Source organism: Agromyces laixinhei (assembly GCF_006337065.1).
Classification (GTDB): Bacteria; Actinomycetota; Actinomycetes; order Actinomycetales; family Microbacteriaceae; genus Agromyces; species Agromyces laixinhei.
The window spans coordinates 1,174,386-1,200,993 of the sequence record NZ_CP040872.1 but is presented as its reverse complement, the minus strand read 5'-3'; the positions used below and the strand labels follow the sequence as shown (position 1 = coordinate 1,200,993).

Annotated in this window: 23 protein-coding genes and 1 pseudogene; 8 read left to right on the top strand and 16 right to left on the bottom strand. The window is 68.8% G+C overall.

Annotation, left to right across the window (positions count from 1 at the left end; all coding sequences use genetic code 11):
- Position 1: 1 nt before the first annotated feature.
- Both FHG54_RS05745 and FHG54_RS05740 read right to left on the bottom strand, forming a co-directional pair.
- A complete protein-coding gene (locus FHG54_RS05745) occupies positions 2-1,126 on the bottom strand; it encodes a GuaB3 family IMP dehydrogenase-related protein (protein WP_139416419.1) in 1,125 nt (374 codons plus the stop codon).
- A gap of 9 nt (positions 1,127-1,135) precedes the next feature.
- Positions 1,136-2,932, bottom strand: coding sequence for an ABC-F family ATP-binding cassette domain-containing protein (locus FHG54_RS05740; RefSeq protein ID WP_139416418.1), 1,797 nt, complete (start codon positions 2,930-2,932; stop codon positions 1,136-1,138).
- A 123-nt stretch (positions 2,933-3,055) separates the two neighbouring features.
- Here FHG54_RS05740 and FHG54_RS05735 point away from each other — a divergent pair, with 123 nt between their 5' ends.
- Positions 3,056-4,210: a MalY/PatB family protein gene (locus tag FHG54_RS05735; RefSeq protein WP_139416417.1), complete on the top strand. Its 1,155-nt coding sequence runs from the start codon at positions 3,056-3,058 to the stop codon at positions 4,208-4,210.
- A gap of 3 nt (positions 4,211-4,213) precedes the next feature.
- Here the strand turns inward: FHG54_RS05735 and guaB are convergent.
- A pseudogene (gene guaB / locus FHG54_RS05730) lies at positions 4,214-5,717 on the bottom strand (IMP dehydrogenase).
- Between the two features lie 339 nt (positions 5,718-6,056).
- On the opposite strand from guaB, the gene FHG54_RS05725 reads away from it, so the two are divergent.
- From FHG54_RS05725 to FHG54_RS05710, 4 genes are read left to right on the top strand one after another with little or no spacing between them, the layout of a single operon-like run.
- Complete coding sequence (locus FHG54_RS05725; RefSeq protein WP_233437939.1) at positions 6,057-7,322, top strand: branched-chain amino acid ABC transporter permease; 1,266 nt, start codon at positions 6,057-6,059, stop codon at positions 7,320-7,322.
- 12 nt (positions 7,323-7,334) lie between these two features.
- Entirely contained in the window at positions 7,335-8,315 is a 981-nt protein-coding gene (locus tag FHG54_RS05720; RefSeq protein ID WP_139416416.1) for a branched-chain amino acid ABC transporter permease, read from the top strand.
- On the top strand, positions 8,305-9,216 hold the full coding sequence (locus tag FHG54_RS05715; protein WP_139416415.1) for an ABC transporter ATP-binding protein: 912 nt from the start codon (positions 8,305-8,307) through the stop codon (positions 9,214-9,216). The genes FHG54_RS05720 and FHG54_RS05715 overlap by 11 nt, the downstream gene beginning before the upstream one ends.
- A complete protein-coding gene (locus FHG54_RS05710; RefSeq protein ID WP_139416414.1) occupies positions 9,203-9,979 on the top strand; it encodes an ABC transporter ATP-binding protein in 777 nt (258 codons plus the stop codon). The genes FHG54_RS05715 and FHG54_RS05710 overlap by 14 nt, the downstream gene beginning before the upstream one ends.
- A 231-nt stretch (positions 9,980-10,210) precedes the next feature.
- On the opposite strand, the gene FHG54_RS05705 is transcribed toward FHG54_RS05710, so the two are convergent.
- The 3 genes from FHG54_RS05705 to groES form a co-directional block, all read right to left on the bottom strand.
- Positions 10,211-11,515 (bottom strand): ABC transporter substrate-binding protein, encoded by a 1,305-nt coding sequence (locus FHG54_RS05705; protein WP_139416413.1) that lies wholly within the window; start codon positions 11,513-11,515, stop codon positions 10,211-10,213.
- 264 nt (positions 11,516-11,779) lie between these two features.
- Positions 11,780-12,736 carry an EamA family transporter RarD gene (gene rarD / locus FHG54_RS05700; RefSeq protein WP_168197119.1) on the bottom strand — a complete coding sequence of 319 codons (957 nt, stop codon included), beginning with the start codon at positions 12,734-12,736 and terminating at the stop codon, positions 11,780-11,782.
- A gap of 176 nt (positions 12,737-12,912) precedes the next feature.
- The gene (groES, locus tag FHG54_RS05695) at positions 12,913-13,209 is read right to left on the bottom strand and encodes a co-chaperone GroES (protein WP_139416412.1); all 297 of its coding nucleotides are present in this window, start codon (positions 13,207-13,209) and stop codon (positions 12,913-12,915) included.
- Between the two features lie 173 nt (positions 13,210-13,382).
- Here groES and FHG54_RS05690 point away from each other — a divergent pair, with 173 nt between their 5' ends.
- Entirely contained in the window at positions 13,383-14,570 is a 1,188-nt protein-coding gene (locus FHG54_RS05690; protein ID WP_139416411.1) for a class I SAM-dependent methyltransferase, read from the top strand.
- 49 nt (positions 14,571-14,619) lie between these two features.
- On the opposite strand, the gene FHG54_RS05685 is transcribed toward FHG54_RS05690, so the two are convergent.
- The 10 genes from FHG54_RS05685 to glmS all read right to left on the bottom strand — a co-directional run bounded on the left by FHG54_RS05685 (position 14,620) and on the right by glmS (position 22,487).
- A complete protein-coding gene (locus FHG54_RS05685) occupies positions 14,620-15,102 on the bottom strand; it encodes a DUF4190 domain-containing protein (protein WP_139416410.1) in 483 nt (160 codons plus the stop codon).
- Between the two features lie 11 nt (positions 15,103-15,113).
- Positions 15,114-15,722, bottom strand: a complete 609-nt coding sequence (locus FHG54_RS05680) for a DUF4190 domain-containing protein (protein ID WP_233437883.1) — start codon at positions 15,720-15,722, stop codon at positions 15,114-15,116.
- A gap of 46 nt (positions 15,723-15,768) precedes the next feature.
- Complete coding sequence (locus tag FHG54_RS05675; protein WP_139416409.1) at positions 15,769-16,197, bottom strand: DUF4190 domain-containing protein; 429 nt, start codon at positions 16,195-16,197, stop codon at positions 15,769-15,771.
- A gap of 136 nt (positions 16,198-16,333) precedes the next feature.
- Positions 16,334-17,389: a tRNA (adenosine(37)-N6)-threonylcarbamoyltransferase complex transferase subunit TsaD gene (tsaD, locus tag FHG54_RS05670; RefSeq protein WP_139416408.1), complete on the bottom strand. Its 1,056-nt coding sequence runs from the start codon at positions 17,387-17,389 to the stop codon at positions 16,334-16,336.
- On the bottom strand, positions 17,386-17,916 hold the full coding sequence (rimI, locus tag FHG54_RS05665) for a ribosomal protein S18-alanine N-acetyltransferase (protein ID WP_168197118.1): 531 nt from the start codon (positions 17,914-17,916) through the stop codon (positions 17,386-17,388). The genes tsaD and rimI overlap by 4 nt, the downstream gene beginning before the upstream one ends.
- Complete coding sequence (tsaB, locus tag FHG54_RS05660; RefSeq protein ID WP_139416407.1) at positions 17,913-18,533, bottom strand: tRNA (adenosine(37)-N6)-threonylcarbamoyltransferase complex dimerization subunit type 1 TsaB; 621 nt, start codon at positions 18,531-18,533, stop codon at positions 17,913-17,915. Before tsaB ends, rimI begins: the two co-directional genes overlap by 4 nt.
- Positions 18,534-18,543: 10 nt before the next feature.
- The gene (gene tsaE / locus FHG54_RS05655) at positions 18,544-19,074 is read right to left on the bottom strand and encodes a tRNA (adenosine(37)-N6)-threonylcarbamoyltransferase complex ATPase subunit type 1 TsaE (protein ID WP_139416406.1); all 531 of its coding nucleotides are present in this window, start codon (positions 19,072-19,074) and stop codon (positions 18,544-18,546) included.
- Positions 19,074-20,228 (bottom strand): alanine racemase, encoded by a 1,155-nt coding sequence (gene alr / locus FHG54_RS05650; protein ID WP_139416405.1) that lies wholly within the window; start codon positions 20,226-20,228, stop codon positions 19,074-19,076. Before alr ends, tsaE begins: the two co-directional genes overlap by 1 nt.
- Positions 20,225-20,611, bottom strand: coding sequence for a holo-ACP synthase (locus tag FHG54_RS05645; RefSeq protein WP_139416404.1), 387 nt, complete (start codon positions 20,609-20,611; stop codon positions 20,225-20,227). The genes alr and FHG54_RS05645 overlap by 4 nt, the downstream gene beginning before the upstream one ends.
- Before the next feature lie 25 nt (positions 20,612-20,636).
- On the bottom strand, positions 20,637-22,487 hold the full coding sequence (gene glmS / locus FHG54_RS05640) for a glutamine--fructose-6-phosphate transaminase (isomerizing) (protein ID WP_139416403.1): 1,851 nt from the start codon (positions 22,485-22,487) through the stop codon (positions 20,637-20,639).
- Between the two features lie 58 nt (positions 22,488-22,545).
- Here glmS and coaA point away from each other — a divergent pair, with 58 nt between their 5' ends.
- Positions 22,546-23,502: a type I pantothenate kinase gene (coaA, locus tag FHG54_RS05635; RefSeq protein ID WP_232331403.1), complete on the top strand. Its 957-nt coding sequence runs from the start codon at positions 22,546-22,548 to the stop codon at positions 23,500-23,502.
- Between the two features lie 187 nt (positions 23,503-23,689).
- Complete coding sequence (locus FHG54_RS05630; RefSeq protein WP_210415477.1) at positions 23,690-26,566, top strand: glycoside hydrolase family 84 protein; 2,877 nt, start codon at positions 23,690-23,692, stop codon at positions 26,564-26,566.
- Positions 26,567-26,608 lie beyond the last annotated feature (42 nt).

Below are 26,608 nucleotides of genomic sequence, written 5' to 3'. Positions count from 1 at the left end.
GTCAGGACGACTGGTACGGCGCGACGATCACGTCGACGCGCTGGAACTCCTTGAGGTCGGAGTACCCCGTGGTCGCCATCGAACGCCTCAGGCCGCCGACGAGGTTCGTCACGCCGTCGGCCGACGGCGCCGGGCCGTAGAGCACCTCCTCGAGCGGGGCGACCTGCCCGACGTGCACTCGCTGGCCGCGCGGGAGCTTCGGATGGTGCGCCTCGGCGCCCCAGTGGTACCCGCCGCCCGGGGCATCCGTCGCCCGTGCCAGCGCCGTGCCGAGCATGATCGCGTCGGCGCCGCACGCGATCGCCTTCACGATGTCGCCCGACTTGCCGACGCCGCCGTCGGCGATGACGTGCACGTAGCGCCCGCCCGACTCGTCGAGGTAGTCACGACGTGCACCTGCGACATCCGCCACCGCCGTGGCCATCGGTGCGTGGATGCCGAGCGTGGCGCGCGTCGTCGATGCCGCCCCGCCGCCGAAGCCGACGAGCACGCCCGCGGCGCCCGTGCGCATGAGGTGCAGGGCCGCGGTGTAGGTCGCGGCCCCGCCGACGATGACCGGCACGTCGAGCTCGTAGATGAACTTCTTGAGGTTCAGCGGCTCCTGGTTCTTCGAGACGTGCTCGGCCGACACCGTGGTGCCGCGGATCACGAAGAGGTCGACGCCCGCGGCGACGACGGTCTCGTAGAGCTCCTGTGTGCGCTGCGGAGAGAGCGCACCCGCGACCGTGACCCCAGCGGCGCGGATCTCGGCGAGGCGCGCGGTGACGAGCTCGGGCTTGATCGGCTCGGAGTAGAGCTGCTGCATGCGCCTGGTCGCGCGCTCCGGCGTGAGGTTGCGGATCTCGGCGAGCACGGGCTCGGGGTCTTCGTACCGGGTCCAGAGTCCCTCGAGGTCGAGCACTCCGAGGCCGCCGAGCTGGCCCATCATGATGGCCGTCTGCGGCGAGACGACGGAGTCCATGGGGGCGGCGAGGAAGGGGATGTCGAACTGGTACGCGTCGATGGACCAACCGACCGAGACATCTTCGGGATCGCGGGTGCGCCGGCTCGGCACGATCGCGATGTCATCGAATGCATAGACGCGCTGGCCCCGCTTGGAGCGGCCGATCTCGATCTCCTGGGTCACCACTCAACCCTACCCGTGTCGCGTTCCACGGTCTTCCGTGGCACGCTCCGCAACGCTTCGCGTCGCGAGCGCTACGGCTGCCGCCTTTCTGACGGAAGCCCGTCGCAGCTCCGCTGCGCCGTGCTGACCGTCAGCCCACACCGGGGCATCCGATTCGTAGACCTCGCCGTCGCCGCCGAAGACGATGAACCGGTCGAAGCCGCGCGCGAACCACCGGTCGTGCGTGACCGCGAGCACCGTGCCGTCGAAGCGCGACAGCCCCTCTTCGAGCGCTTCGGCCGAGACCAGGTCGAGGTTGTCGGTCGGTTCGTCGAGCAGCAGCAGTGTCGCGCCCGAGAGCTCGAGCAGCAGGATCTGCAGTCGCGCCTGCTGGCCGCCTGAGAGCGAGTCGAAGCTCTGCAGCGCGGATGCCGCGAGCCCGTACCGGTCGAGGGCCGAACTCGCGGCCTCCCGCGCCATGCCGTCGCGATTCGCGTCGCCGCGATGCAGGATGTCGAGGAGGGTTCGACCGCGGAACTCGGGGTGCTCGTGATTCTGCGCGAACCAGCCGGGCACGACTCGCGCACCGAGCACGGCACGCCCGGTGTGCGGCACCCGGTCGAGCCCCTCTCCCACCGTCGTGACGTGGCCGAGCGTGCGATCGGGCTCGGTGCCGCCGCCGGCGAGGAGCCGAAGGAAGTGCGACTTGCCCGAACCGTTCGAGCCGAGCACCGCGACGCGGTCGCCGTACCAGACCTCGAGGTCGAACGGTTTCATGAGCCCCGTGAGCTCGAGCCGTTCGCCGACGACGGCGCGCTTGCCGGTTCGCGAGCCGCGGAGTCGCATCGAGACGGCCTGCGCCGGCGGGCGCTCCTCGGGCGGCCCGGCCTCCTCGAACCTGCGCAGACGCGTGACCGCGGCCTGGTACCGGGAGGCCATCCCGTCGTTGTACGTCGCCTTCACCTTCAGCGTGGCGACGAGGGTCTTCAGCGCAGCGTGCTGCTCGTCCCACCGGCGGCGCAGCTCGTCGAGGCGCTCGAAGCGCTCATCGCGAGCCCGGTGGTACCCCTCGAAGCTGCCGCCGTGCACCCACGCGGTGTTGCCGGCAGCGCCGAGCTCGAGGGTCACGATGCGGTCGGCGGCACGGGCGAGCAGCTCGCGGTCGTGCGAGACGAGCAGCACCGTCTTCGGCGTGGTCCGCAGCTGAGATTCGAGCCAGCGCTTGCCGGGCACGTCGAGCGAGTTGTCGGGCTCGTCGAGCAGCAGCACCTGCTCGGGCCCGCGCAGGAGCGCCTCGAGCGCGAGCCGCTTCTGCTCGCCGCCCGAGAGCGTCGCGAGCTCACGCCACTTCGCCCGCTCGAACGGGATTCCGAGCGCCGCGACCGTGCAGTGATCCCACACCACCTCCTGGTCGTAGCCGCCGGCCTCCGCGTATTCGGCGAGCGCGGTGGCGTACCGCATCTGCGCGGCCGTGTCGTCGCGTTCGATGAGTGCGTTCTCGGATGCCTCGAGCTCGACGGCCGCAGCACGCACCCTGGTCGGCGCGACCGAGACGAGCAGACCGTGCACCGTTGCATCCGTGCCGGGGGCCGTGACGCCGGTGCCGACGAACTGATCCATCACGCCGAGGCCGCCGTCGACCTGCACGCTGCCCTCGTCGGGCCGCAGCTCACCGCGGATGATGCGCAGCAGCGTCGACTTGCCCGCGCCGTTCGCGCCGATGAGCGCGGTGGTCGCGCCATCCGTCACGCGGAAGGCGAGGTCGGCGAGCAGGGGCCGGCCGTCGGGCAGCGAGAACGAGACGCCGTTGACGTCGATGAATCCCATGCGTCGTCCGATCGGTTCGCGGCCGGGTGGGTGCACCCCGACGCCGCCCGACGGGCAGCCTTCCAGACTAGCGGGCCCCGATTGCACCTGCCACCCGCCGCCGTTCTGCGGCAAGCTGGAGGCATGCAACGCACCGCAGCAGAACCTCTCGACGTCCTCCGCACGCGAACGAGTGCGAAGTGGCGCCTCTACCCCGCCGACGTGCTGCCGCTGCCCGTCGCCGAGATGGACTACCCGCTCGCCGAGCCGATCAAGGCGGCGCTGCACGCGGCCGTCGACCGCTCCGACACGGGCTACTCGGCCGGAAGCCTCCAGGTGGCCGAAGCGTTCCGGGGCTTCGCCGAGACCCGTCTCGGCTGGAACGTCGACCCCGCCCGTGTGCGATGCACCGGCGATGTGAGCATGGGCATCGTCGAGCTGCTGCGGCGGGTCACCGCTCCGGGCGACGGCGTCGTCATCACCCCGCCGATCTACCCGCCCTTCTTCGATCTCGTGACCGAGGCATCCGGCACGGTCGTCGAAGTGCCGATGCTCGGCGGCATCGACGACGGCTGGTCACTCGACCTCGCCGGCATCGACGCGGCGTTCGCCGCAGGCGCCAGGGCCATGGTGCTCTGCAACCCGCACAATCCGATCGGCCTGGTACCGGATGCCTCGCAGCTGGCCGCCCTCGCCGAGATCGCGGCCCGACACGACGTGACGGTCATCTCCGACGAGGTGCACGGACCGCTCGTGCAGCCGGGCGTCGACTACACGCCCTTCCTCACGGTCTCCGACGCGGCACGCGAGCACGGCATCGCCGTCACGGCGGCCACGAAGGCGTTCAACATCGCGGGGCTGAAGACGGCGCTCATCGTGACCGCGAGCGAGCGCGGCGATCGGGTTCGCACCGCATTGCCGTACGAGGTCGAGTGGCGCATGAGCCAGTTCGGGGTGATCGCGACCATCGCGGCCTTCCGGCACGGCGGCCCATGGCTCGACGGCGTGCTCGCGAGCCTCGACGACAACCGCCGTCTGCTCGCCGAGCTCCTCGCCGATGAGCTGCCCGGCGTTCGCTATCGGATCCCCGATGCCACCTACCTCGCGTGGCTCGATCTGTCGGCGCTCGGCTGGGGTCACGACCCCGCCGCGTACGCGCTCGAACACGCGAAGGTCGCCCTCGGTATCGGCCCGCAGTTCGGTGCGAGCGTCGGCGGCGGCCATGCCCGACTGAACTTCGGCTGCACGCCGGAGGTGCTCGCCGAAGCGATCACGCGGCTGGCGGATGCACGGCGCTGACCGTCACCGCGTGTAGTTCGGCGCCTCGACGACGATCTGCACGTCGTGCGGGTGGGACTCCTTGAGCCCCGCCGGCGTGATGCGCACGAACCTGCCCTTGCTCTTCAGTTCGGCGATCGTGCGTGCTCCCACGTAGAACATCGACTGGCGGAGGCCCCCGATGAGCTGGTAGGCGACGGCCGACAGCGGGCCGCGGTAGGGCACCTGGCCCTCGATGCCCTCGGGGATCAGCTTGTCGTCCGACGGGACATCCGCCTGGAAGTAGCGGTCTTTCGAGTACGAGGTCTTCTGGCCTCGCGTCTGCAGTGCGCCGAGCGAGCCCATGCCGCGATAGGCCTTGAACTGCTTGCCGTTCTGGAAGACGAGCTCTCCGGGGCTCTCTGCGGTGCCGGCGAGGAGGGAGCCGAGCATGACGCTGTCGGCGCCGGCGACGAGCGCCTTCGCGATGTCGCCCGAGTACTGCAGGCCGCCGTCGGCGATGAGCGGCACGCCGGCCGGCTTCGTGGCCTTGGATGCCTCGTACACGGCCGTGATCTGAGGTACGCCGACGCCCGCGACGACGCGCGTGGTGCAGATCGAACCGGGGCCGACGCCCACCTTCACGGCGTCGGCACCCGCGTCGACGAGCGCCTGGGCGCCCTCGCGCGTCGCGACGTTGCCGCCGATCACGTCGATGTGGGCGAACGTCGGGTCGGCCTTCAGCCGGCGGATGATGTCGAGCACGCCGGCCGACTCGCCGTTCGCCGTGTCGACCACGAGCACGTCGACGCCCGCATCGCGAAGCGCTTCTGCACGCTCCCACGCGTCGCCGAAGAATCCCATCGCCGCACCGACGCGGAGGCGGCCCTCGGTGTCTTTCGTGGCGTTCGGGTACTGCTCCGACTTGTCGAAGTCCTTGACGGTGATGAGGCCGGTGAGGTGGCCGTCGTCGTCGATGAGCGGCAGCTTCTCGACCTTGTGCTTGGCGAAGATCGCGAGCGCCTCGTCGGGGTTCATGCCCACGCGGCCCGTGATGAGCGGCGTCTTCGTCATGACCTCGCTCACCTTCGTGACGGGGCTTCTCGAAGTCGGAGACGAAGCGCATGTCGCGATTCGAGATGATGCCGACGAGCTTGCCGTCGGCATCGACGACCGGCAGGCCGCTGACCCGGTAGGTCGCGCAGAGCGCGTCGACGTCGGCGACGGATGCCTCGGGCGTCGTGGTGACCGGATTGGAGACCATGCCCGACTCGCTGCGCTTGACGCGGTCGACCATGTCGGCCTGGTCGGCGATGGAGAGGTTGCGATGCAGGATGCCGAAGCCGCCCTGACGGGCCATGGCGATCGCCATCCGGGCCTCGGTGACGGTGTCCATGGCTGCCGAGAGCAGCGGTGTGGCGACCGTGATGCGGCGCGTGAGGCGCGACGCCGTCTCGGCTTCGCTCGGGATCACATCGGTATGGCCAGGCAGCAGGAGGACGTCGTCGTAGGTGAGTCCTGTGAGTCCGAACGGGTCGGCCTGGTCCATGTCGCTCCTCATGTCGAGTTCTGCTCGAGAATCAGCGTGCCGATGGTCGGGCCCGCGATATCAATGTTAAGCGAGTTTGCATCGCGGGCATTCCCGGATAACAATCGAACGCCGTTTGCCTCTTGTGCGAAACGTATGAGACATAATCGGCAAGTACCGTCGACGACGTCGTCGACGGATAAGGACCGAACCCGGAAGGCCACCAGCCCGACGGGTGCCCTTGGAGGTGCAGTGAAACCCACACGAACGCTCGCTCATCGGTCGCCCGGGAGGTGGCTCATACTCCTCGGATTCCTGTTGACCGCACTCACCCTGTCCGGCATCGCAGCGTCCCCTGCGATGGCGGAGGATGTGAGTGCCGCCGCAGCAACCGAGGAGCCCGCAGCAACCGAGGAGCCCGCAGCGACCGAGGAGCCCGCTGAAGAGTTCGAATACCACTTCAACGGGAACGTGCAGTTCGACGGTGAACCCGTCGAGGGCGTCAAGATCTCCGTCGAGGGCAACGGCTTCGAAGCCGACACCGAGACCGATGTCGACGGCCGCTGGCAGGTGGGCGTGCCCGAGAAGGGCACCTACACCGTGATCCTCGACGAGGACACCCTTCCCGAGGGCGTCATCGTCGCCGAAGAAGGCGGCGCGGAACGCGAAGGCTCGTTCGGGCAGACGCGCAACGCGTCGGTGAACTTCTTCCTCGGCGAGGGCGAACGGGTGACCGTCAGCTTCTGGAACCAGTTCCTGGAGCGAGCCGTGAACGGCCTGAACTTCGGTCTGCTGCTCGCGCTCGCAGCCATCGGCCTCTCACTGATCTTCGGCACGACCGGCCTGTCGAACTTCGCGCACGCCGAGCTCATCACGTTCGGTGCGTTGATGACCTTCACCTTCGGCACCACGTTGGGTGTGCCGATGTGGCTCGCCATCATCATCGCGGTGGCACTCAGCGCCCTGCTCGGCCTGGTGCTCGATGCCGGGCTCTGGAAGCCGCTTCGCAAGAAGGGCATCGGCCTGATCCCGCTGATGATCGTCAGCATCGGACTCTCGCTCGCGCTGCGGTACCTGTTCCAGTTCTTCTACGGCGGGCAGACGTTCCAGCTCAAGGGTGCGACGGGAGTCGCGAGGTTCTCACTCGGACCGGTCTCGCTCAGCTGGATCGATGTCGCGAGCATGGGCACCAGCATCATCGTGCTGCTGGCGGTCGCGTTCTTCCTGCAGCGAACCCGCATCGGCAAGGCGACGCGGGCGGTCTCCGACAACCCGAGCCTCGCCTCCGCGAGCGGCATCGACGTGAACTACGTCATCCGCATCGTGTGGGTGCTCGGCTCGGCGCTCGCCGGCCTCTCCGGCATCCTCTGGGCCTACTTCCGGCCGGGCGTCAGCTGGGACATGGGGTTCCAGATCCTGCTGCTCATCTTCGCCGCGGTCGTCCTCGGCGGTCTCGGCACCGCGTTCGGCGCGCTCATCGGCGCGATCATCGTGGGGCTCTTCGTCGAACTGTCGACGCTGTGGCTGCCGAGCGACATGAAGTACGTCGGCGCACTGGTCATCATGATCGTCGTGCTGCTGTTCCGGCCACAGGGAATCCTGGGCCGTCGAGAGAGAATCGGATAGGAGGGCCTGATCATGGATTGGGGAGCAATCTTCGGAAATGCGGCCGTCGAGCTGATCAGCCCGACCACCGCCGCGTACGCGCTCGCCGCGCTGGGTCTGGCGATCCACTTCGGCTTCACGGGCCTGCTGAACTTCGGACAGGCCGGCTTCATGCTGCTCGGCGCCTACGGGTACGCCATCCCTGCGCTCAAGCTCGGCTGGCCGTGGTGGGCCTGCGTGCTCACGGGGCTCGTGGCATCCGCCATCTTCGCACTCATCCTCGGTATCCCGACGCTGCGATTGCGAGCAGACTATCTCGCCATCGTGACCATCGCGGCGGCGGAAGTGCTGCGGCTGATCTTCACGACCAACACCTTCAACGCCGTGACAGGATCGGCGAACGGCCTGTCGCAGTACCAGGGCGACCTGCTCGCGTTCAATCCGTTCCCTGAGGGGCGGTACGGGTTCGGTCCGTGGGTGTTCGACAACCGAGTGTGGTTCTTCCTCGTGCTCGGGTGGATCGTCGTCGCGATCTGCGCGGTCTTCACCTGGCTCATCATGCGCAGCCCGTGGGGCCGCGTGATCAAGGGCATCCGCGAAGACGAAGACGCCGTGCGTGCGCTCGGAAAGAACGTCTACTCGTACAAGATGCAGAGCCTCATCCTCGGCGGGCTCTTCGGAACGCTCGCGGGCATGATCTTCGTCATGCCGCGCGCGGTCGTCCCGTCGTATTTCCAGCCGACGCTGACGTTCATCATCTACGCGGTCCTGCTCCTCGGAGGGGCGGCGACCATCCTCGGGCCGATCGTCGGTTCGATCGTCTTCTGGGTGCTGTTGTCGTTCTTCTCGGGATTCGTCTCCCGTGCCGTCGCGGCCGGCTGGTTCCCGTTCATGACGCAGGTGCAGGCCGGTCAGCTCCGGTTCATCCTCGTCGGAGTGGCCATCATGCTGATAGTGGTGTTCATGCCACAGGGTATCCTCGGAAACAAGAAGGAGCTCGCTTTTGTCAAGTGAAACCGCCTCCTCGAGGCCCACGAAAACCACCGGGCTCCACGTCGGAGACGCGGCGCCCGGCGTCAAGAAGCACGATCCGATCCTGATCGCCGACGGTGTCACTCGCACCTTCGGCGGCCTCACCGCTGTCGACGTCGACCACGTCGAGATCCCGCGCGGCGCGATCACCGCGCTCATCGGTCCCAACGGTGCCGGCAAGACCACCTTCTTCAACCTGCTGACCGGCTTCGACAAGCCCGACACCGGCACCTGGTCGTTCGAAGGTCGCTCGCTGGCGCACGTGCCCGCCTACCGCGTGGCGCGCATGGGCCTCATCCGCACGTTCCAGCTCACCAAGTCGCTCGGCCTCCTGACGGTGATGGACAACATGAAGCTCGGTGCGAAGGATCAGATCGGGGAGAACCTCTTCCGCTCACTCATCCCGTCGCTCTGGCGCAAGCAAGACGACGAGATCGAGGCGAAGGCCCTGGAACTCCTCGGGCGGTTCAAGCTCGACGCCAAGAAGGACGACTACGCGGCCAGTCTGTCGGGCGGGCAGCGCAAGCTCCTCGAGATGGCGAGGGCGCTGATGAGCGATCCGACCCTCGTCATGCTCGATGAGCCGATGGCCGGGGTCAACCCGGCCCTCACCCAGTCGCTGCTCGACCACGTGCTCGCTCTCAAAGAGCAGGGCATGACCGTGCTCTTCGTCGAGCACGACATGCACATGGTGCGCCACATCGCCGACTGGGTGATCGTGATGGCCGAGGGCAAGGTGGTCGCCGAGGGCGGCCCGCACGAGGTCATGGAGAATCCCGCCGTGATCGACGCCTATCTCGGGGCACACCATGACTCCGACCTCGGCTCGACCGACACGGAGACCGTCGAAGCACTGAAGGAGCTCATCGATGACGAACAGTAACGCGGCTCCCGCCGTCGTCGAGCCCCCGGCCACGAACCTCGTGGTCGAGGTGCGCGACGTCGTCGCCGGATACCTGCCGGGCATCAATATCCTGCACGGCACCTCGCTGACGGCGGCGCCCGGTGAGCTCATCGGCATCATCGGCCCCAATGGCGCCGGCAAGTCGACACTCCTGAAGGCGATCTTCGGGCTGGTGAAGGTGCGCGAGGGTCAGATCCGCCTGAACGGTGAAGAGATCACCAACCTGAAGGCGAACAAGCTCGTGGCGAAGGGCGTCGGGTTCGTGCCGCAGACGAACAACGTGTTCCCGTCGCTCACGATCCAGGAGAACCTCGAGATGGGCATGTACCTGAAGCCGAAGGGCGTGAAGGAGCGGCTCGAGTTCGTGCGAGAGATCTTCCCCGAACTCGCCGATCGTCTCGGCCAGCGCGCCGGGTCGCTCTCCGGAGGTGAGCGCCAGATGGTGGCCATGTCGCGCGCGCTGATGATGGGCCCGCACGTCATGCTGCTCGACGAGCCGTCGGCCGGCCTCTCGCCGGTTCGCCAAGATGAGGCGTTCCTGCGCGTCAAGGAGATCAACAGGGCGGGCGTCACGACCATCATGGTCGAGCAGAACGCGCGCCGCTGCCTGCAGATCTGCGATCGCGGCTACGTGCTCGACCAGGGCCGCGACGCCTACACGGGCACCGGCCGTGAGCTCCTGAACGACCCGAAGGTGATCGGACTCTACCTCGGCACGCTCGGCCAGGACGAGGACGAGTAAACTCCACGCACGATGAATGGGGCGGATGCTGCGGCATCCGCCCCATTTCTCGTTGCCTGCGCTCGGCCGCCCGCCCGCCGGGCTCCGCCGTCGTCCACGCGCTCTCCGCGGGTGCTGCAGCGAGCGCAATGATCGGGCCCGCCACGGCGCGAAGCAGTGCCGGAACGCCCCCGGAGAGACCGAAAAGGGCCCCGGCCGAAGCCGGGGCCCTTCTCAGTTCACGAACTCGGATCAGCCATCGCCGGTGCGCGAGTAGGTGTTGTCGTCTCCGTACTCGTAGATGCCGATGGTCGCCTCGGTCGGGTCGCCGTTCTCGTCGAACGTGATCGGACCGGAGGGGCCGTCGTAATCGATCTGCTGGCCCTCGGCGAGCAGTGCGATGCCATCTTCGTAGGTGGTGACCTTCTCACCTTCACCGCAACCACCCGAGACCTGCTGGAGGTAGGCGGCGATGTCGGCGCCCTCAGTGCTGTTGGCCGCGTAGGCCGCGAGCGAGAGCAGCACCACGGCGTCGTAGGACTCCGCCGCGTAGCTGTAATCGGTGAGGGCGGGGTCGACGGCGAGCAGCTTGTCGGTGAAGTCACCGAGCTTCTCGGTGTCGATACCCGGGAGGGTGCCCTGCGCGCCGGTGATGAGACCGGGTGCGAAGTCTGCACTGTAGTCGGAGAGGTTTCCGTCGACGAAGTACAGGTTCTCACCGGGGTAGCCGCTGCCGACGAGCGCCGGAACGATGATCTTCGCCTGGTCGAAGGTGATCAGCGCGATCGCATCGGGGTTGGCGGCGGTCACATCGGCGATCTGCGAGTCGAAGCTCGAGTCACCCTCGTTGAAGAGGGCCTCGGCGACGACTTCGCCACCGGCCGCCTCGAACGCGGTCTTGGTGTAGTCCGCGAGACCGGTGCCGTATGCGTCGTTGAGGACGATCAGGCCCAGCGTCGAGTTGCCGTCGGCGGCGATGCGGTTGCCGAGCACTTCACCCTGCAGCACGTCGGACGGCGACGTACGCCAGTACAGGCCGTTGTCGTCGTAGTCGGTGAAGTCGGCTGAGGTGTTCGCAGGCGAGAACTGGATGACGCCGGCAGACACGATCTGGTCGATGACCGTCTTCGACACACCGGACGAAGCGGCACCGATGATCGCCGACACATCCTGCGAGAGGAGGTCGGTGACGGAGACGGTCGCGATGTCGGTCGTGGTGTCGCCCGAGTCTCGGAACGTGACGTCGGCCGTCAGGCCCGAGTCGACCGCATTGACGTCGTCGGCACCGAGCTGCACGCCGGCTTCTTCGGGCGGGCCGAGGAACGCGAGCGAACCACTCTGCGGAAGGATCGTTCCGAGGTTGAGGGTGAGGTTGCGCTCGCCCTCAGCGATCGGCTGCGCGCAGTCGGTGTCTGCAGCCGGCTCTTCCGTATCGGCCGGGGCGGGAGTGCCCGAACTGCACGCAGTGAGGAGGAGGGCGCTGGCGCCCGCAAGGGCGACACCCGTCCAAGCTGCGCGAGCCGAGCGAGAGGCCGTGGCCTTCGCGAATACGCTCATGTTGCTCCTTGGGACTGAAGGAAATTGGTACACAATGCAGCGCCGTGATGACGCCGTTGTCTGACAGTATTCTGCAGCCCATGGCGAAACAAGCCGCTGCGGTCACAACCCGGTAACACCGGCCCAATCGTTACCACGCCGTCACCTGATCGGGTTCGCGCGCACGGAAGCCGCGCGAAGACGCGCTCTCACGCGGGGATCGCGCGCCGGCGCATGCCTCGGGCCGTGCCCGACCGACCAGCCTCCGGCCCCGTGGCCGACCGCTCAGGCGGGCTCGACGACGATGCGACGTGACGCACGAACGCCCCGCAGCAGATCGAACGTCAGCACGATGAGCGCCACCCAGACGAGTCCGAATCCGATCCACCGTTCCGGCGGCATCGGCTCTTGCAGCACGAAGACGCCGACGAGGAACTGGATGAACGGCGCGAAGTACTGGATGAAGCCCATGTAGATGAGCGGCAGCCGGCGCGAGGCTGCGGCGAAGAGCAGCAGGGGTACCGCGGTGACCGCGCCGAGCCCGATCAGCAGCACGGTGTGCCACACACTGACGGTGCCGATCGTGAGTCCGGTCGTCATGCCGACGAAGACGAGTTGCACGATCGCGAGCGGCGCGAGCCAGACCGTCTCGAGGGTCAGGCCGGAGACCGCGTCGACCTTCGGCCCGACGCGCTTCTTGATGAGCCCGTAGAAGCCGAACGAGAATGCCAGCACGAGGGCGATCCACGGCAATTGGCCGTAACCGATCGCCAGCACGATGACGGCGATGATCGAGATGCCGACCGCCGTCCACTGCGTCGGATTGAGCCGCTCTCGCATCACGAAGACACCGAGGAACACCGTGACGATCGGGTTGATGAAGTAGCCGAGCGCCGCTTCGACGACCTGGTTCGAGAGCGCCGCATACACGTACGTCTGCCAGTTGACGTAGATGAGAACGCCGGCGAGACCCATCGTCAGCAGGATGCGGCGATCGCGGAAGAGGAGGGCGAGCGGCCTCCACGCACGCGTGACCGCGATGATCAGCGCGCAGAAGACGAGGGAGAAGAGGACCCGCCACGGCACGACCTCGAACGGGCTCGCCGGTGCGAGCGCGATGAAGTAGACGGGAAGGAAGCCCCAGAGCGCGTAGGCGGCGATCGCGTAGACGAGGCCGGATCGACTCACCCCCGCTGCGGCGCTCGTCGCGGGGCCGGCGGAGGTCTCTGAGCGCGATGACACCAGCACAGACTACGCCCGGGCACCGGCGCCGCACGGTGCCGAGTCAGCCGTTCACCGTCGAGATCCGGCCGACATCGAAGCGGGTGAGCAGAGCGGCTGCGGCATCCGTCGCCGGAATACGACGAGGCCGGGACGCCCCGTGTGGGGCGACCCGGCCTCGGATGAATCGTGTCGACTCAGCGGACGACGACTGCGAGCACGTCGCGGGCCGACAGGACGAGCAGGTCGTCGCCGCCGAACTTGACCTCGGTGCCGCCGTACTTGGAGTAGATCACCTTGTCGCCGACGGCGACGTCGAGCGGAACGCGGTTGCCGTTGTCATCGATGCGGCCGGGGCCGACCGCCACGACCTCGCCCTCCTGGGGCTTCTCCTTGGCGGTGTCGGGGATGACCAGACCCGATGCCGTGGTCTGCTCGGCGTCGACCTGCTTGATGACGATGCGATCCTCGAGCGGCTTGATGGAAACCGACACGGTTGACCCCTTTACTCTCAGTGAATGAACTGTCTTGACGAAGACTTGTTAGCAGCCTCAGAGCGAGAGTGCTAGGTCGAGTCTAGGGCCGATTTGGCACTCGTGCAACGTGAGTGCCAGCCCGTTCAGCCATGGGCGGAACAGCGGTGACCGCACGATGCTAGCGTGGCCGGGTGGATCGCGCCGAACTCGTCGAACTGCTCTCCCCAGAGGGTCTCACGCTGCTCGACGCGCTCCCCGATTGGGACTCGAAGGCCGACATCGTCAAGACGGTCTCCGACCTCCGCAAGCAGGGTCACGCGCCGGCGCTCGTCGCCGCCGTGCTCAGCCAGGCCAGACTCCGCGCGAAGGCCGAGGCCAAGTTCGGCCCGTTCGCCTCCCGCATGCTCTTCACCGAGGCCGGACTCGAACAGGCCACCCGACTGAAGGTCGCGGCCATCCATGCCGGGCGGTTCTCACGCGCCGGGGTGCACCACGTCGCCGACCTCGGCTGCGGCATCGGCGGCGACACGCTCGCGATGGCGGCGATCGACCTCGAAGTCACCGCCGCCGACGCCGACGAGGTCACCGCAGCCGTCGCCGCATACAACCTCACGCCGTTCCCGCGGGTACAGGTGCTGCATGAATCGGCCGAGAGCGTCGCACTCGGCGGCATCGACGGCGCCTGGCTCGATCCGGCGCGTCGAACCACCGAGGCGGGTACGACAACGAGAATCAGGGATGCCTCGGCCTACTCCCCCTCGCTCGAGTTCGCCTTCGGCCTCGGCGACCGCATGCCGGTCGGCGTGAAGCTCGGCCCGGGCACCGACCGCGACGTGATCCCGGCGAACACCGAGGCGCAGTGGATCTCGGTCGACGGCGATCTCGTCGAGCTCGGGGTGTGGTTCGGGGCTGTCGCCCGACCGGGAATCCGCCGTGCGGCCCTCGTGATCCGCGGCGACACTGCGCAGGAACTCACGGCCGAAGCCGACAGCGAAGACGCCCCCGTCGGCCCGCTCGGCGAGTACCTCTACGAGCCCGACGGCGCCGTGATCCGCGCACGCCTGATCGGCGACCTCGCCCGCGCGAACGGTGCGTGGATGCTGAACGCCGGCATTGCGTACCTCACCGCCGACACGGCATTCGATTCGCCGTTCGCTCGCGGTTTCCGCGTGATCGAACGGTTGCCGGCCGACGAGCGCCAGTTGCGCCAGGCCCTTGCCGCCCGAGGGATCGGCACGCTCGAGATCAAGAAGCGCGGAGTGGACGTCGACCCGGCGCAGCTTCGCACCCGGCTGAAGCTGAAGGGCACGTCGTCGGCCACCATCGTGCTGACGCGTGAAGCGGGGCGTCACGTCACGCTGCTCGTCGAGCGGCTCTGAACCGCCTCGGGCCCCGTGGCATCCGCGGCGGTCGGTGCGACGGCGTCCGTCAGCTCGGAAGGGCGCCGAATACGATCGCGTAGTACCCGATCCAGACGGCCGAGAACACGAGTCCGGCAAGGCCCGTGCCGATGCCGACGAAGGCGAGCGGGCGGCCATGCTCCTCGCGGCGGAGGCCGAGCACGCCGAAGACGATCGCAGCGATCGAGAGGGGCAGCATCCAGCCGACGAAGAGCGACGCCACGGCGCCCATGGTGCCGACGACCGCGGCGACCCAGCTGTACACCCTGCGCTGCGTCTGCTCTTCGGCCTCCTCGACCGGATCGAATCCGGGGCGGTGCACGATGAGGAGTTGCCCCGTCGAGATCGATTGGAGCTGGCCGGTGTCGAACGGCACATCGAACTCGCGAACGGCAGGATCCGCGCTGAGGGTCGGCTCCTCGGGGCGGACCGGAGGCATGGGTGCGCCGGCCGGGCCGACCGAACGGTCGGGGGTCTCGCCGTCGGGCGAAACCCCCTCACGCGCGGTCATCAGGTGGCTCCTCAGTAGTAGTACGTGTCGTAGCCCGCGAAGAGCACGCCCCACAACACGAGCGACAGCAGAGCGATGCCGATGCCGACGAATCCGAGGATGATGCCGGTCAGCCACATGCCCTTGGCGGCCGGTTCCTTCTTCTTGCCGAGGAAGCCGAGCACGACGGCGGCAGCCGGGATGAAGAGCTGCATGATGCCGCCGACGAACGGGATGAACACGACGAAGAAGCCGACGAGACCGACGATTCCCGCGATGAGCGAGATCAGGCTCAGCACCGGCGTCGGCTTCGCGGGCGTGGCGGAAGCGTACGCCGCACCGTATGCGGGCTGTTCCGGAGTGCCGTACGCGGGCTGCGCCGGCGCTCCAGCGGCCGGAGCCCCGTAGGCCGGTGGAGCCGGCGGCGTCGGCGCGCCATAACTCGGGGCCGAAGGTGCCGCAGGCGGTGCCGGAGGTGCCGGCGGTGCTGCAGGCGGTGCCGGAGGCTCCGGTGCCGTGGGCGCGTCTGGTGCTGCCGGAACCTCGGGCTCGGGAACACCCGGCACCTGCGGCTCGGGAACGTTCGGCACCTGCGGCTCGTCGGGCACGTCGGGGAGGTCGGGGTTCTTCGGATCACTCATGGTGTTCCACCTTCTGCATCAGAACGTCCAGATCGGAGATCTGGGCTCAGTAGCTTCCGTAGGTCGTGCCGACGCTCGCGAGGACGGCGAAGGCGACGATCGCGAGGATGATGAAGATGATGCCGATCACGAGGCCGACGAAGCCGAGGATGATACCGGTCAGCCACATGCCCTTCGACGCGGGCTCCTTCTTCTTCGCGATGAAGCCGAGGACGACTGCGGCGATCGAGAAGAGCAGACCGAAGTAGAAGAACGACGCGACGAGGCCGACGATGCCGCCGACGAGCGACAGGATGCTGAGCACCTGCGACGGCTTCGCAGCGGGCGCACCGTACGCCGGAGCCGGCGGCGCTGCACCGTAGGCGGGCGCTGAGGGAGCCTGCTGCTGCGCACCGGACGCAGGCGCCGCGGGTGCGGCCGGAGGCACGGGCGGGACTGCGCCGGCGGGCTGCTCAGGAAGGTTCGGGTCGGTCACGGTGGATTCTCCTCGATGCTGTGAATTCGCGCATCGCCACGGTGACGTGCGCGCCGGACGCGATCGATGATCGCCGCCCCCGGTTGTTTCGCCCCCACACTATCGTGCAGAGGCTCCGATGCACGAGGTTCTTGCCTCAGGTGACCTGGATCTCGGTCGCCGGCAGCGTCGAGTCGGCACCGAAGTCGAGCGTCGACGCGGGGTGCCCCGCCATCACGAGCTGGGCGCCCAGGGCCGCGATCATCGCACCGTTGTCGGTGCAGAGCGACAGCGGGGGAATTCGCAAGGCGATGCCCGCGGCATCCGCTCGTTCGATCGCCACCTCGCGGAGGCGAGCGTTGGCCACGACTCCGCCGCCCAGGAGGAGTCTCGGAACGCCGAGCTCGGTGCAGGCTGCGATCGCCTTCGAGACGAGCACGTCGACGACGGCCTCGCGGAAGCTCGCGGCGACGTCGGCGAGCGGCACTGGCTCGCCGGCGGCCTCGCGCTGCTCGACCCAGCGGGCGACCGCGGTCTTCAGCCCCGAGAAGCTGAAATCGTGGCGATGGGCCGCCTGATCCTTCGGCTGGGTGAGTCCGCGCGGGAACCGGATGGCGGCCGGGTCTCCGCCGATCGCGGCCCGATCGATCTCGGGCCCGCCCGGGTAGGGCAGACCGAGCAGGCGCGCGACCTTGTCGAACGCTTCGCCTGCGGCATCGTCGACCGTCTCGCCGAGCAGTTCGACGTCGGAGACGAGGTCGCGCACGAGCAGCAACGAGGTGTGGCCGCCCGACACGAGCAGTGCGACGGTGGGCGTCTCGAGCGGTGCCGCAGTGTCGAGCAGGTCTGCGCCGACGTGGCCGACGAGATGGTTCACCGCGTAGAGCGGCACGTCGAGCGAGAGTGAAAGCGCCTTCGCGGCGCCGACCCCGACCATGAGCGCGCCCGCGAGGCCAGGTCCGCTCGTCACGGCCACCGCGTCGAGATCGGCGAGCGAGACGGATGCCTCGGCGAGGGCCGAACGGATCGTCGGGCCGAGCGCCTCGAGGTGGGCGCGCGCCGCGACCTCTGGCACGACGCCGCCGTAGCGCGCGTGCTCCTCCATCGAGGAGGCGATCGTGTTGGCGAGCAGGGTCGTGCCGCGCACGATGCCGACGCCGGTCTCGTCGCACGAGGTCTCGATGCCGAGGACGAGGGGGGCGTCGCGGTTCATCGGGCGCCCTCAGCGCCGCTGGCGCCCTCAACATCGCCGACACCCGCGGGCCGGGCGACTGCGGGCGGCACGGTGAGTCGCATGTGAACGGCGTCGATGCCGCCGCGGTAGTAGCGATGTCGCACGCCGATCTCCTCGAAGCCGAGCGAATCGTAGAGAGCACGGGCCACGGGGTTGTCGGCGCGCACCTCGAGGAAGATCTCGGCGACGTGACGGCGGCGGGACTCGGTGATGAGCGCGTGCATGAGGCCGCGACCGAGCCCGATGCCGCGGATCGCCGGGGCGACCGCGATGGTCTGGACGTCGGCCTGCCCGCCTCCGGAGGGTGCGAGGAGGCCGGCGTAGCCCAGCAGGCGAGCGCTCTCATCGGCTTCGTCGTCGATCGCGACGAGGTAGTAGCCGTGCGGGCTCTCGATCTCACGGCGCATGGCGTCTTCGGGCCAGGCGTCGGCCTCGAACGTCGCGCGCTCGAGCTCCATGATGCGATCGAGGTCGGTGACCTTCGCACGGCGCATGAAGACGCTCACCGCAACACCTTCCTTCCGGCGGAGGGGGTCACGTCGGGCGCGCGCAGGTAGAGCGGCGCGTCGGCCGCGAGCGGCAGACGCCCGGCTGCGAAGGCGAGTTCGGCGAGCATGCCGATCGCGCCCGCTGAGACGATCGATGCGTCGAAGCGGATGCCCCGTGCCGCGGGCACGTCGTCTCGCGGCACGAGCCCCGGGCCGGCCGCCCGAACGGGCAGTCCGTCGTCGTCGAGGCCGTCGTACTCCGAAACGGCGAACTCGCGTCGGCGAGCGTCGGTGACGACCTGCAGCGGGCCGGCGTCGCCCGCGGTGTATCGAGTCCAGGCGATCGCGTCGTGGCTGACGACCGGCACGAAGGGGCGGTCGATGCCGAGCGCGAAGGCGTGTGCCGCGGCGATGCCGACGCGCAGCCCGGTGTACGGCCCGGGGCCCATGCCCGCCGTGACGCCCGAGAGCCCCCGGCGATCGACGCCGGCTGCGGCGAGCGCACCGGCGATGAAGCCGCCGATCACCTCGGCGTGCCGCATGGTGTCATCGGTGCCGGTCTCGGCCAGGATGCCACCGTCTCGGTCGACGACGGCGACACTCGTGCCCGTCGAGGTGTCGATCGCGAGAAGCATGCCCTCAAGCCTACGCGCGCACGGCGTACTCGGTCGCGGCCCACCGGGGGCCGTGGCCCGTCGCCGTCACGATGCGCGGTTCGTCGGCGTCGAGCAGCGCGTCGGTGCCGATGAGCCCGCCGGCCGAGGCATCCGCTGGTCGCTCGACGACGGCGCTCGCACCGGTCGGCCGCTCGATGACGACCTCGAGCCACGAGTCGGTGACGTCTTCGACGAGGCCCGCGCCCCACTCGACGACGACGACGGAACGGCCGAAGTCGAGATCGAGATCGTCGAGCAGTGCCGCGCTGCCGAGCCGGTAGGCGTCGACATGCACGAGCGGGGCGCCGCCCACGAGGCTCGGGTGGGTGCGGGCGAGCACGAACGTCGGGCTCTGCACCGGCCCGCGCACACCGAGGCCCGCGCCGATGCCGCGCGTGAGGGTGGTCTTGCCCGCGCCGAGCGGCCCGGTGAGCACGACGACGTCGCCCGCGCCGAGCACACTGCCGAGTTCGCGGCCGAACGCCTCCATGGCTTCGGTATCGGCGGCCTCGAACCGCATCACTCGCCGCCGACGTAGCGCTTCGGCACGCGCGGTCCGATGCGGGTGACGATGTCGTACCCGATGGTGTCGGCGGCGTCGCCCCAGTCGTCGGCCGACGGCGCGCCGGTCTCGGGGTCGCCGAACAGCACGACCTCGTCGCCGGTCTCGACGCGGTCGTCGCCGACGTCGACGACGAACTGGTCCATCGCGATGCGACCGATGACGGGTCGGCGAGCGTCGGCGAGCCAGACCTCGGCGCGGCCCGACGCCTGGCGCGGCACTCCGTCGGCGTAGCCGAGCGGCACGAGTGCGACGGTCGTCGGCCGGGCCGCGCGCCAGATGTGGCCGTAGGAGACGCCGGCGCCCGCCGGAATGCGGCGCACGGCCGCGACCCTGCCGCGAAGGGTCATCGCCGGTCGCAGGCCGAGTTCGGCAGCGGTCGTGCCGTCACCGAAGGGCGGGATGCCGTACGCGCCGATGCCGATGCGCACGAGGTCGAAGCGCGAGGCCGGCAGTCTCAGTGCACCGGCCGTCGAGGCGAGGTGGCGCAGTTCGGGGCGGAGTCCGGCCGCTGCAGCCGATTCGAGGCCGCGCTCGAACGCCGCGAGCTGCACGGCATCTTCATCGGGCGAGGTGTTGGCCAGGTGGCTGAAGATCCCGCGCACGCGAATTCGACCGTCGGCCTCGAGCTCGGCCGCGCGAGCCACCGTTTCGGGCCAGTGTTCTGGCGGGATACCGCTGCGGCTGAGTCCGGTGTCGAGCTTCAGGTGCACGGCCGCGACGGTGCCGACGGATGCCGCGGCCGCCGCGATCGCCGAGAGCTGGCCGAGCGACGAAGCGCCGAGATCGAGGTGACCGGCGATCGCAGGCGCGAAGTCGGCGCCCGGGTCGTGCAGCCACGCGAGGATCGGCGCATCGATGCGCGCCGCCCGGAGCTGGAGGCCCTCGTGGAGGTCGGCGACCCCGAGCCAGTCGGCGCCGCCCGCGAGTGCCGACCGCGCGACAGGTACGGCGCCGTGCCCGTAGCCGTTCGCCTTCACGACGACCATGACGTGCGCGGGCGACACCGCCCTGGCGAGAGTGCGGACGTTGTCGCGGACGGCGCCCAGATCGACGACCGCTTCACGGAACGGCGCGGCATCCGCTGCATCGGCGGCAGGTGGCGCGCTCACGTCGCGTTCCCCGTGGTCGTCGCACGGTCGGCCGCGCCCTCGAGCACGACGAAGGCGCTCGCGATGCCGGCGTCATGACTCATCGTGAGATGCACGCGGTCGACGCCGAGGCCGGCCGTGAGTTCGGCGATCGCGCCGGAAAGCGCGAAATCGGGGTTGCCGTGTTCGTCCTGCACCACGCGCATGTCGTGCCAGCGGATGACGGGATCGCCGCCGAGCGCCTTGATGAGCGCTTCCTTCGCCGCGAATCTGGCCGCGAGCGACCGCGCCGGGCGATCCCGTTCGCTCTCGGCGAACAAACGCTCACGGAGCGCAGGAGCACGGGTCAGAGACCGTTCGAACCGAGCGATATCGACGACATCGATGCCGATTCCGACGATCACGGCGCCGTCTCCCGCACCTGCTCGCTCACTCGACCGTGACCGACTTCGCGAGGTTGCGCGGCTGGTCGACGTCGAGGCCCTTGGCCTGCGAGAGCTCCATCGCGAAGATCTGCAGCGGCACGACCGCGAGGAGGGGCTCGAACAGCGGCGCCGCGAGCGGAATGCGCAGCACCTCGTCGGCGAACGGCAGCACGGCGGCGTCGCCGGCTTCGGCGATGGCGATGACGCGCGCGCCGCGAGCCCGGATCTCCTGGATGTTCGAGACGACCTTCGGGTGCAGGGCGGCGGAGCCGCGCGGGCTCGGCACGACGACGAAGACGGGCTGGCCGGGCTCGATGAGGGCGATCGGCCCGTGCTTGAGCTCGCCGGCGGCGAAGCCCTCTGCGTGGATGTACGCGAGCTCCTTGAGCTTCAGTGCGCCCTCGAGCGCGATCGGGAAGCCGACGTGACGGCCGAGGAAGAGCACCGACCGTGTGTCGGCCATCCAGTGCGCGAGCTGCGCGACCTTCTCGGATTCGGCGAGGACGACCTCGAGCTTCTCAGGCACGGACTGCAGTTCGTGGAGCTGAACCGCGATCTCATCGGCGGACAGCGTGCCGCGCACGCGCGCGAGGTGCAGGCCGAGCAGGTAGAGCGCCGCGATCTGCGCCACGAAGGCCTTGGTCGACGCCACGGCGACCTCGGGCCCGGCGTGCGTGTACACGACCGCGTCGGACTCGCGCGGGATCGTGGCCCCCTGCGTATTGCAGACCGAGATCGTGCGCGCGCCGTGCTCGCTCGCGTACTTCACCGCCATGAGCGTGTCCATGGTCTCGCCCGACTGGCTGATCGAGACGACGAGCGTGTCGTCGCCCAGCACCGGCTCGCGGTAGCGGAACTCGTGGCTGAGTTCGACCTCGACCGGCACACGGGCCCACTGCTCGATCGCGTACTTCGCGACTGTGCCCGCGTATGCGGCGGTACCGCACGCGACGATCGTGATGCGACGGATGCCCCGGAGCTCCTCATCGCCGAACGACTCGAGTTCGGGAATCACCACCTGGTCGTCGACGACGCGGCCGAGCAGCGTCTTCGCGACCGCCTCGGGCTGCTCTGCCACCTCTTTGCGCATGAAGGAGGACCAGCCGCCCTTCTCGGCCGCCGAGGCATCCCACGCGACCTCGAACGGCTCGACCTCGACCGGCCGCCCCTCGAAGTCGGTGACGACGACGTCGCCCGCGGTGATCGTCACGATCTGGTCCTGGCCGATCGCCACGGCGCGCTTCGTGTACTCGACGAATGCCGCGACATCCGAACCCAGGAAGTTCTCGCCCTCGCCGAGGCCGATGACGAGCGGGGAATTGCGCCGCGCGCCCACCACGACGCCCGGCTCGGCGCGGTGCACGGCGAGCAGGGTGAACGCGCCCTCGAGGCGCGACACGGTGGTGCGGAAGGCCTCGCGGAGGTCGCCGGTCGCCCCGTACTCCCTGCCGAGCAGCACGGCGGCGACCTCGGTGTCGGTCTCGCTCTCGAAGACGAAGCCCTCGGCGAGCAGTTCGTCCTTCAACTCGGAGAAGTTCTCGATGATGCCGTTGTGGATGAGTGCGAGTCGCCCCTCGTCGCCGAGGTGGGGATGCGCGTTGCCGTCGGTCGGGCCGCCGTGCGTCGCCCAGCGGGTGTGGCCGATGCCGGTGCCGCCGCGGTGCAGCGGGTTCGCTTCGAGCTCGTCGGCGAGCACCTTCAGCTTTCCGGCGCGCTTGGCCGTCTCCATGGCACCGTCGTCGTCGACGACCGCCACCCCGGCCGAGTCGTACCCACGATATTCGAGGCGGCGAAGGCCTCCCATAAGGACGTCGAGGCTGTTGCGCTCTCCGACGTATCCGACGATTCCACACATGCGGTCGATTCTACTGTCGCGTCGCGGTGCGGCCGCTCCTCCTGACTACACTGGCACGGTGCTCGAACAGCAGGGTCAATCGCCGAACGGGGCGCACATCTCCCCGTTCACCGAGCTCGATCGGGCCCAGTGGGCCGCACTCGCGCCCTCGATGCCCTCACCGCTGACCGAGACCGAGCTCGTGCAACTGCGAGGACTCGGCGAGCCGCTCGACCCGCGCGAGGTCGCCGAGGTGTACCTGCCGCTCAGCCGCCTGCTGAATCTCTACGTCGGCGGCACGAAGTCGCTGCACAAGGTCACGAGCGAGTTTCTGCGCGAACGTTTCGAGTCGACGCCGTTCGTCATCGGCGTCGCCGGCTCCGTGGCGGTCGGCAAGTCGACGATCGCGCGACTGCTGCGCGAACTGCTCGCCCGTTGGGAGCACACGCCGCGGGTGGAGCTCGTCACGACCGACGGATTCCTGTTCCCGAACGCCGAGCTCGAGCGACGCGGGCTCATGGCCCGCAAGGGGTTCCCCGAGTCGTACGACCGGCGGGCGCTCCTGCGATTCGTGAGCGAGGTGAAGGCCGGTGCCGCCGAGGTGCGGGCGCCGTTCTACTCGCACCTCGCCTACGACATCGTGGGCGACGCGCAGATCACCGTGCGCCGACCCGACGTGCTCATCATCGAGGGGCTCAACGTGCTGCAGCCGCCCGGGCCCGGGCACCGCCTCGCCGTCAGCGACCTCTTCGACTTCACGATCTACGTCGATGCGCGCACGAGGGACATCGCCCGGTGGTACGAGGAACGGTTCCTGAAGCTCCAGCGCGGGGCGTTCGCGAACCCGCGCTCCTACTTCCACCGCTTCGCGAGCCTGACCGAAGACGAGGCACGCGCCCGAGCGCGCGAGATCTGGCACACGATCAACGAACCGAACCTGCTGCAGAACATCCGCCCGACGCGCTCACGCGCCTCGCTCGTACTGCGCAAGAGCTCCGATCACACCGTGTCGAGCGTCCTCCTGCGCAAGCTCTGAGGTCGCGGCCGGGCGTCGGACGCGCGACTTTCCTTCTTGACCTTTCCTTCTTGACCTCTCCTTCTTGACCTCTCCTTCTTGACCTTTCTTTAGGGAGCAATTATTAATTACCCAAGACATCAATGACGATGCGGGGAGAGACTTCATGAATTCAGCTCGGCTCATCCGGGAGAGAACCAGGGTTCCCATGGTGCTGCTCGTGGCGGCGGCGATGGTCGCGGGGCTCGCCGTCACCTCCGCGGCACCCAGCTGGGCGGCCCCGGCCGAGGCAACGCCGCCCACGATCGTGCCGCAGCCGCAGGAGTACGAGTCCTCGGGGGTGACACGACCGCTCGGCTCAACTGTGCGCGTGACCGATCCCGGGGATGACGCCGCCCTGGGCGTCATCAGCGACGCTCTGGAATCCCGCGGAGTCTCGGTCACGGTCGTCGATGAGGCCGCAGCGGGAGGCTCCGACCTCATTCGCATCGGCGACGCCGCGCGACCGGACATCTCGTCGTCACTCCACGGCGTCGACGCCCCCACCGCAGATGAGAGCTATGCGCTCGCGATCACGAACGATGCCATCACGGTCGCCGGAGCCGACGGCGCGGGTGTGTACTACGGCGCCCAGACGCTGCAGCAGCTCTTCAGCGGGAGCGGAGCTGAGACGTCGGTGACGGAAGCACGCATCGCGGATGCCCCGGCGATGCCGCTTCGCGGATCGATCGAAGGGTTCTACGGTGCGCCGTGGACCCACGAGCAACGGCTCGACCAGTTGCGGTTCTACGGCACCGTGAAGATGAACACCTACATCTACGCACCCAAAGATGACGAGTACCATCGCTCGCGCTGGCGCGAACCGTATCCCGCCGACAAGCTCGCCGAGCTCGGCGAGCTGGTGAGCGCAGCGGCGTCGAACCACGTGCGCTTCACCTTCGCGCTCTCACCGGGTGAATCGATCTGCTTCTCGCGGCAGTCCGACCGCGATGCGATTCTCGCGAAATTCGATGCGCTGTACGAACTCGGCGTGCGATCGTTCTCGATCCCGCTCGATGACATCAGCTACCAGCGGTGGAACTGCACCGAAGACGCCGCCGCCTACGGCCCGGCCGGCTCGGCCAACGCCGGAGCGGCGCAGGTCGATCTGCTGAACCATGTCCAGACGCAATGGGTCGAGCAGACACCAGACGTGCGCGCACTGCAGATGGTGCCCACCGAGTACAGCGACACCCGTCGCACCGCGTACAAGCAGAAGTTCGTCGACGGTCTCGATGCAGACGTGGTGATCATGTGGACGGGTACGGCCGTCGTTCCGCCCTCCATCTCGCGAGCGGATGCCGCCGCGGCCGCCTCGGCCTGGGGCCGACAGGTCTTCCTCTGGGACAACTACCCCGTCAACGACTTCAGCCAGACCACGGGTCGCCTGCTGATGGGAGCGTACGACAAGCGCGAGCACGGCCTGTCCGACTCACTCCTCGGCATCGTCTCCAACCCGATGAACCAGGCATCTGCGAGCAAGCCGGCCATTGCCGGCATCGCGGCATTCAGCTGGAACGATCAGGACTACGACCCGAGCCAGGTCCGATCCTGGACGCTGGCGCAGATGGCCGGCGGTGACGCGGCGACGACGGCAGCCCTCGAGGTGTTCGCCGACGTCAACAGCGCGGCGCCGACGTTCTCCAGCACGATGTGGTTGCCCCAGGCGCCACGGCTCGCAGCCCTCGTCGACGCCGCAGCGCCCGACTTCGACGGTACCTCGCTCGACGATCTCGACGCGTACGCCCAGCAGCTCACCGATGGGCCGGCGCTCATCCGGGAGCACGTCGCAGACACGCTGTTCCTCGAGGAGACCGGCCCATGGCTCGATGCGAGCCGCCTGTGGGGCGAGGCGCTTGGGGCCTCCATCGCGGCGATCAGGGCGCACGAGCTCGGCGATGACGACGAAGCGGAGGCGCTCATCGCCGACAGCGTCGAAGCAGTGCGGGCCGCACAAGCGGTTCGCATCACGGACCAGCGCAACACCTGGAGTGCGAACTCCACGCCGACGCCGCGCATCGGCGACGGCGTGCTCGACTCGCTCATCGCGAAGCTCCAGGTACTCGCGGGCGCATCCAGCCAGAACTGGGCGCTGGGCAGTCCGTCGGTCGTCTCGACCGGTGTCGAACCGGGCACGACGTTCCGGCCGCAATTGGCGGTCGACGGGAACTCGACGACGCGCTTCGCATCCGACTACGACGACGCCGCGTCGATCACCGTGCAGCTGACGCGCACCGTCATGGTGAGCGAGGTCGTCCTGAAGTGGGAGGCCGCCTGCGCTGCGAGGTACATCGTGCAGCTCTCGACGGACGGCACCATCTGGCACGACATTCCCGTCGATGAGAGCACGTGCGCCACGGAGCGGATCATGTCCGACACGGCGATGCCGGTGAACTTCGTCCGCATGCAAGGCGTCGAGCGAGCAACGCAGTGGGCCTATTCGCTGTGGGAACTCGAGGTGTACGGCGTTCCCGTCGACGTCGCTCCGACGCTGACCGCCTCAGCTCCGGCGGCGAACGCCGGCGAGTCCGTGACCGTCACCGCTCGCGGCTTCGCGCCGTACGAGCCCGTCATCATCGCGTTCGACGAGGAGACCGGTGTCGAAGCGGTCGAGCTCCGCGCGAATGAAGCGGGCCGGGCCACCGGGGCCGTCGCCATTCCGGCAGACGCGAACCCCGCCGCCGGCACGCTTCGAGCACGAGGCGCGACATCCGACCGCGAGGCGACGACACCGTTCACGATCCTGGGCGGAGCTGCCTTCGATATGACGGTCGTCGCGTCGACGCGGTGCGTCGCCGGCAAGGCTCTGGTCATGGTGAAGGCGAGCAGCGACGCGGACGCGCCGGTGGCGCTCGAGATCGAGTCGGCCTACGGCACGAGGGCCTTCGCCTCGGTTGCGCCCGGCAAGAACGCCGTGCACGCGTTCACCACGCGACAGCCGAGCATCGACGCCGGATCGGTGACGGTCGAGGCGACGGCGGTCATCGAGGGTGACCCGGTGAAGGTCGAGGTCGTCTCCGCATACGACGCGGCGGCGTGCGGCTGATCTCGGCCGGCAGGGGTCGTGGCCGAACCCAGTCGCGACCCC

Coding starts and splice junctions, on each gene's coding strand:
- tsaD (WP_139416408.1), bottom strand. CDS start 17,389: ATGAACCGCGACGCCCCCCTCGTCCTCGGCATCGAGACCTCGTGCGAC.
- FHG54_RS05630 (WP_210415477.1), top strand. CDS start 23,690: ATGGTGCTGCTCGTGGCGGCGGCGATGGTCGCGGGGCTCGCCGTCACC.
- FHG54_RS05705 (WP_139416413.1), bottom strand. CDS start 11,515: ATGAGCGTATTCGCGAAGGCCACGGCCTCTCGCTCGGCTCGCGCAGCT.
- FHG54_RS05685 (WP_139416410.1), bottom strand. CDS start 15,102: ATGACCGCGCGTGAGGGGGTTTCGCCCGACGGCGAGACCCCCGACCGT.
- tsaE (WP_139416406.1), bottom strand. CDS start 19,074: ATGCGGTTCGAGGCCGCCGATACCGAAGCCATGGAGGCGTTCGGCCGC.
- FHG54_RS05710 (WP_139416414.1), top strand. CDS start 9,203: ATGACGAACAGTAACGCGGCTCCCGCCGTCGTCGAGCCCCCGGCCACG.
- glmS (WP_139416403.1), bottom strand. CDS start 22,487: ATGTGTGGAATCGTCGGATACGTCGGAGAGCGCAACAGCCTCGACGTC.
- FHG54_RS05725 (WP_233437939.1), top strand. CDS start 6,057: ATGGCGGAGGATGTGAGTGCCGCCGCAGCAACCGAGGAGCCCGCAGCA.
- tsaB (WP_139416407.1), bottom strand. CDS start 18,533: ATGCTTCTCGCGATCGACACCTCGACGGGCACGAGTGTCGCCGTCGTC.
- FHG54_RS05720 (WP_139416416.1), top strand. CDS start 7,335: ATGGATTGGGGAGCAATCTTCGGAAATGCGGCCGTCGAGCTGATCAGC.
- FHG54_RS05740 (WP_139416418.1), bottom strand. CDS start 2,932: ATGGGATTCATCGACGTCAACGGCGTCTCGTTCTCGCTGCCCGACGGC.
- FHG54_RS05680 (WP_233437883.1), bottom strand. CDS start 15,722: ATGAGTGATCCGAAGAACCCCGACCTCCCCGACGTGCCCGACGAGCCG.
- FHG54_RS05735 (WP_139416417.1), top strand. CDS start 3,056: ATGCAACGCACCGCAGCAGAACCTCTCGACGTCCTCCGCACGCGAACG.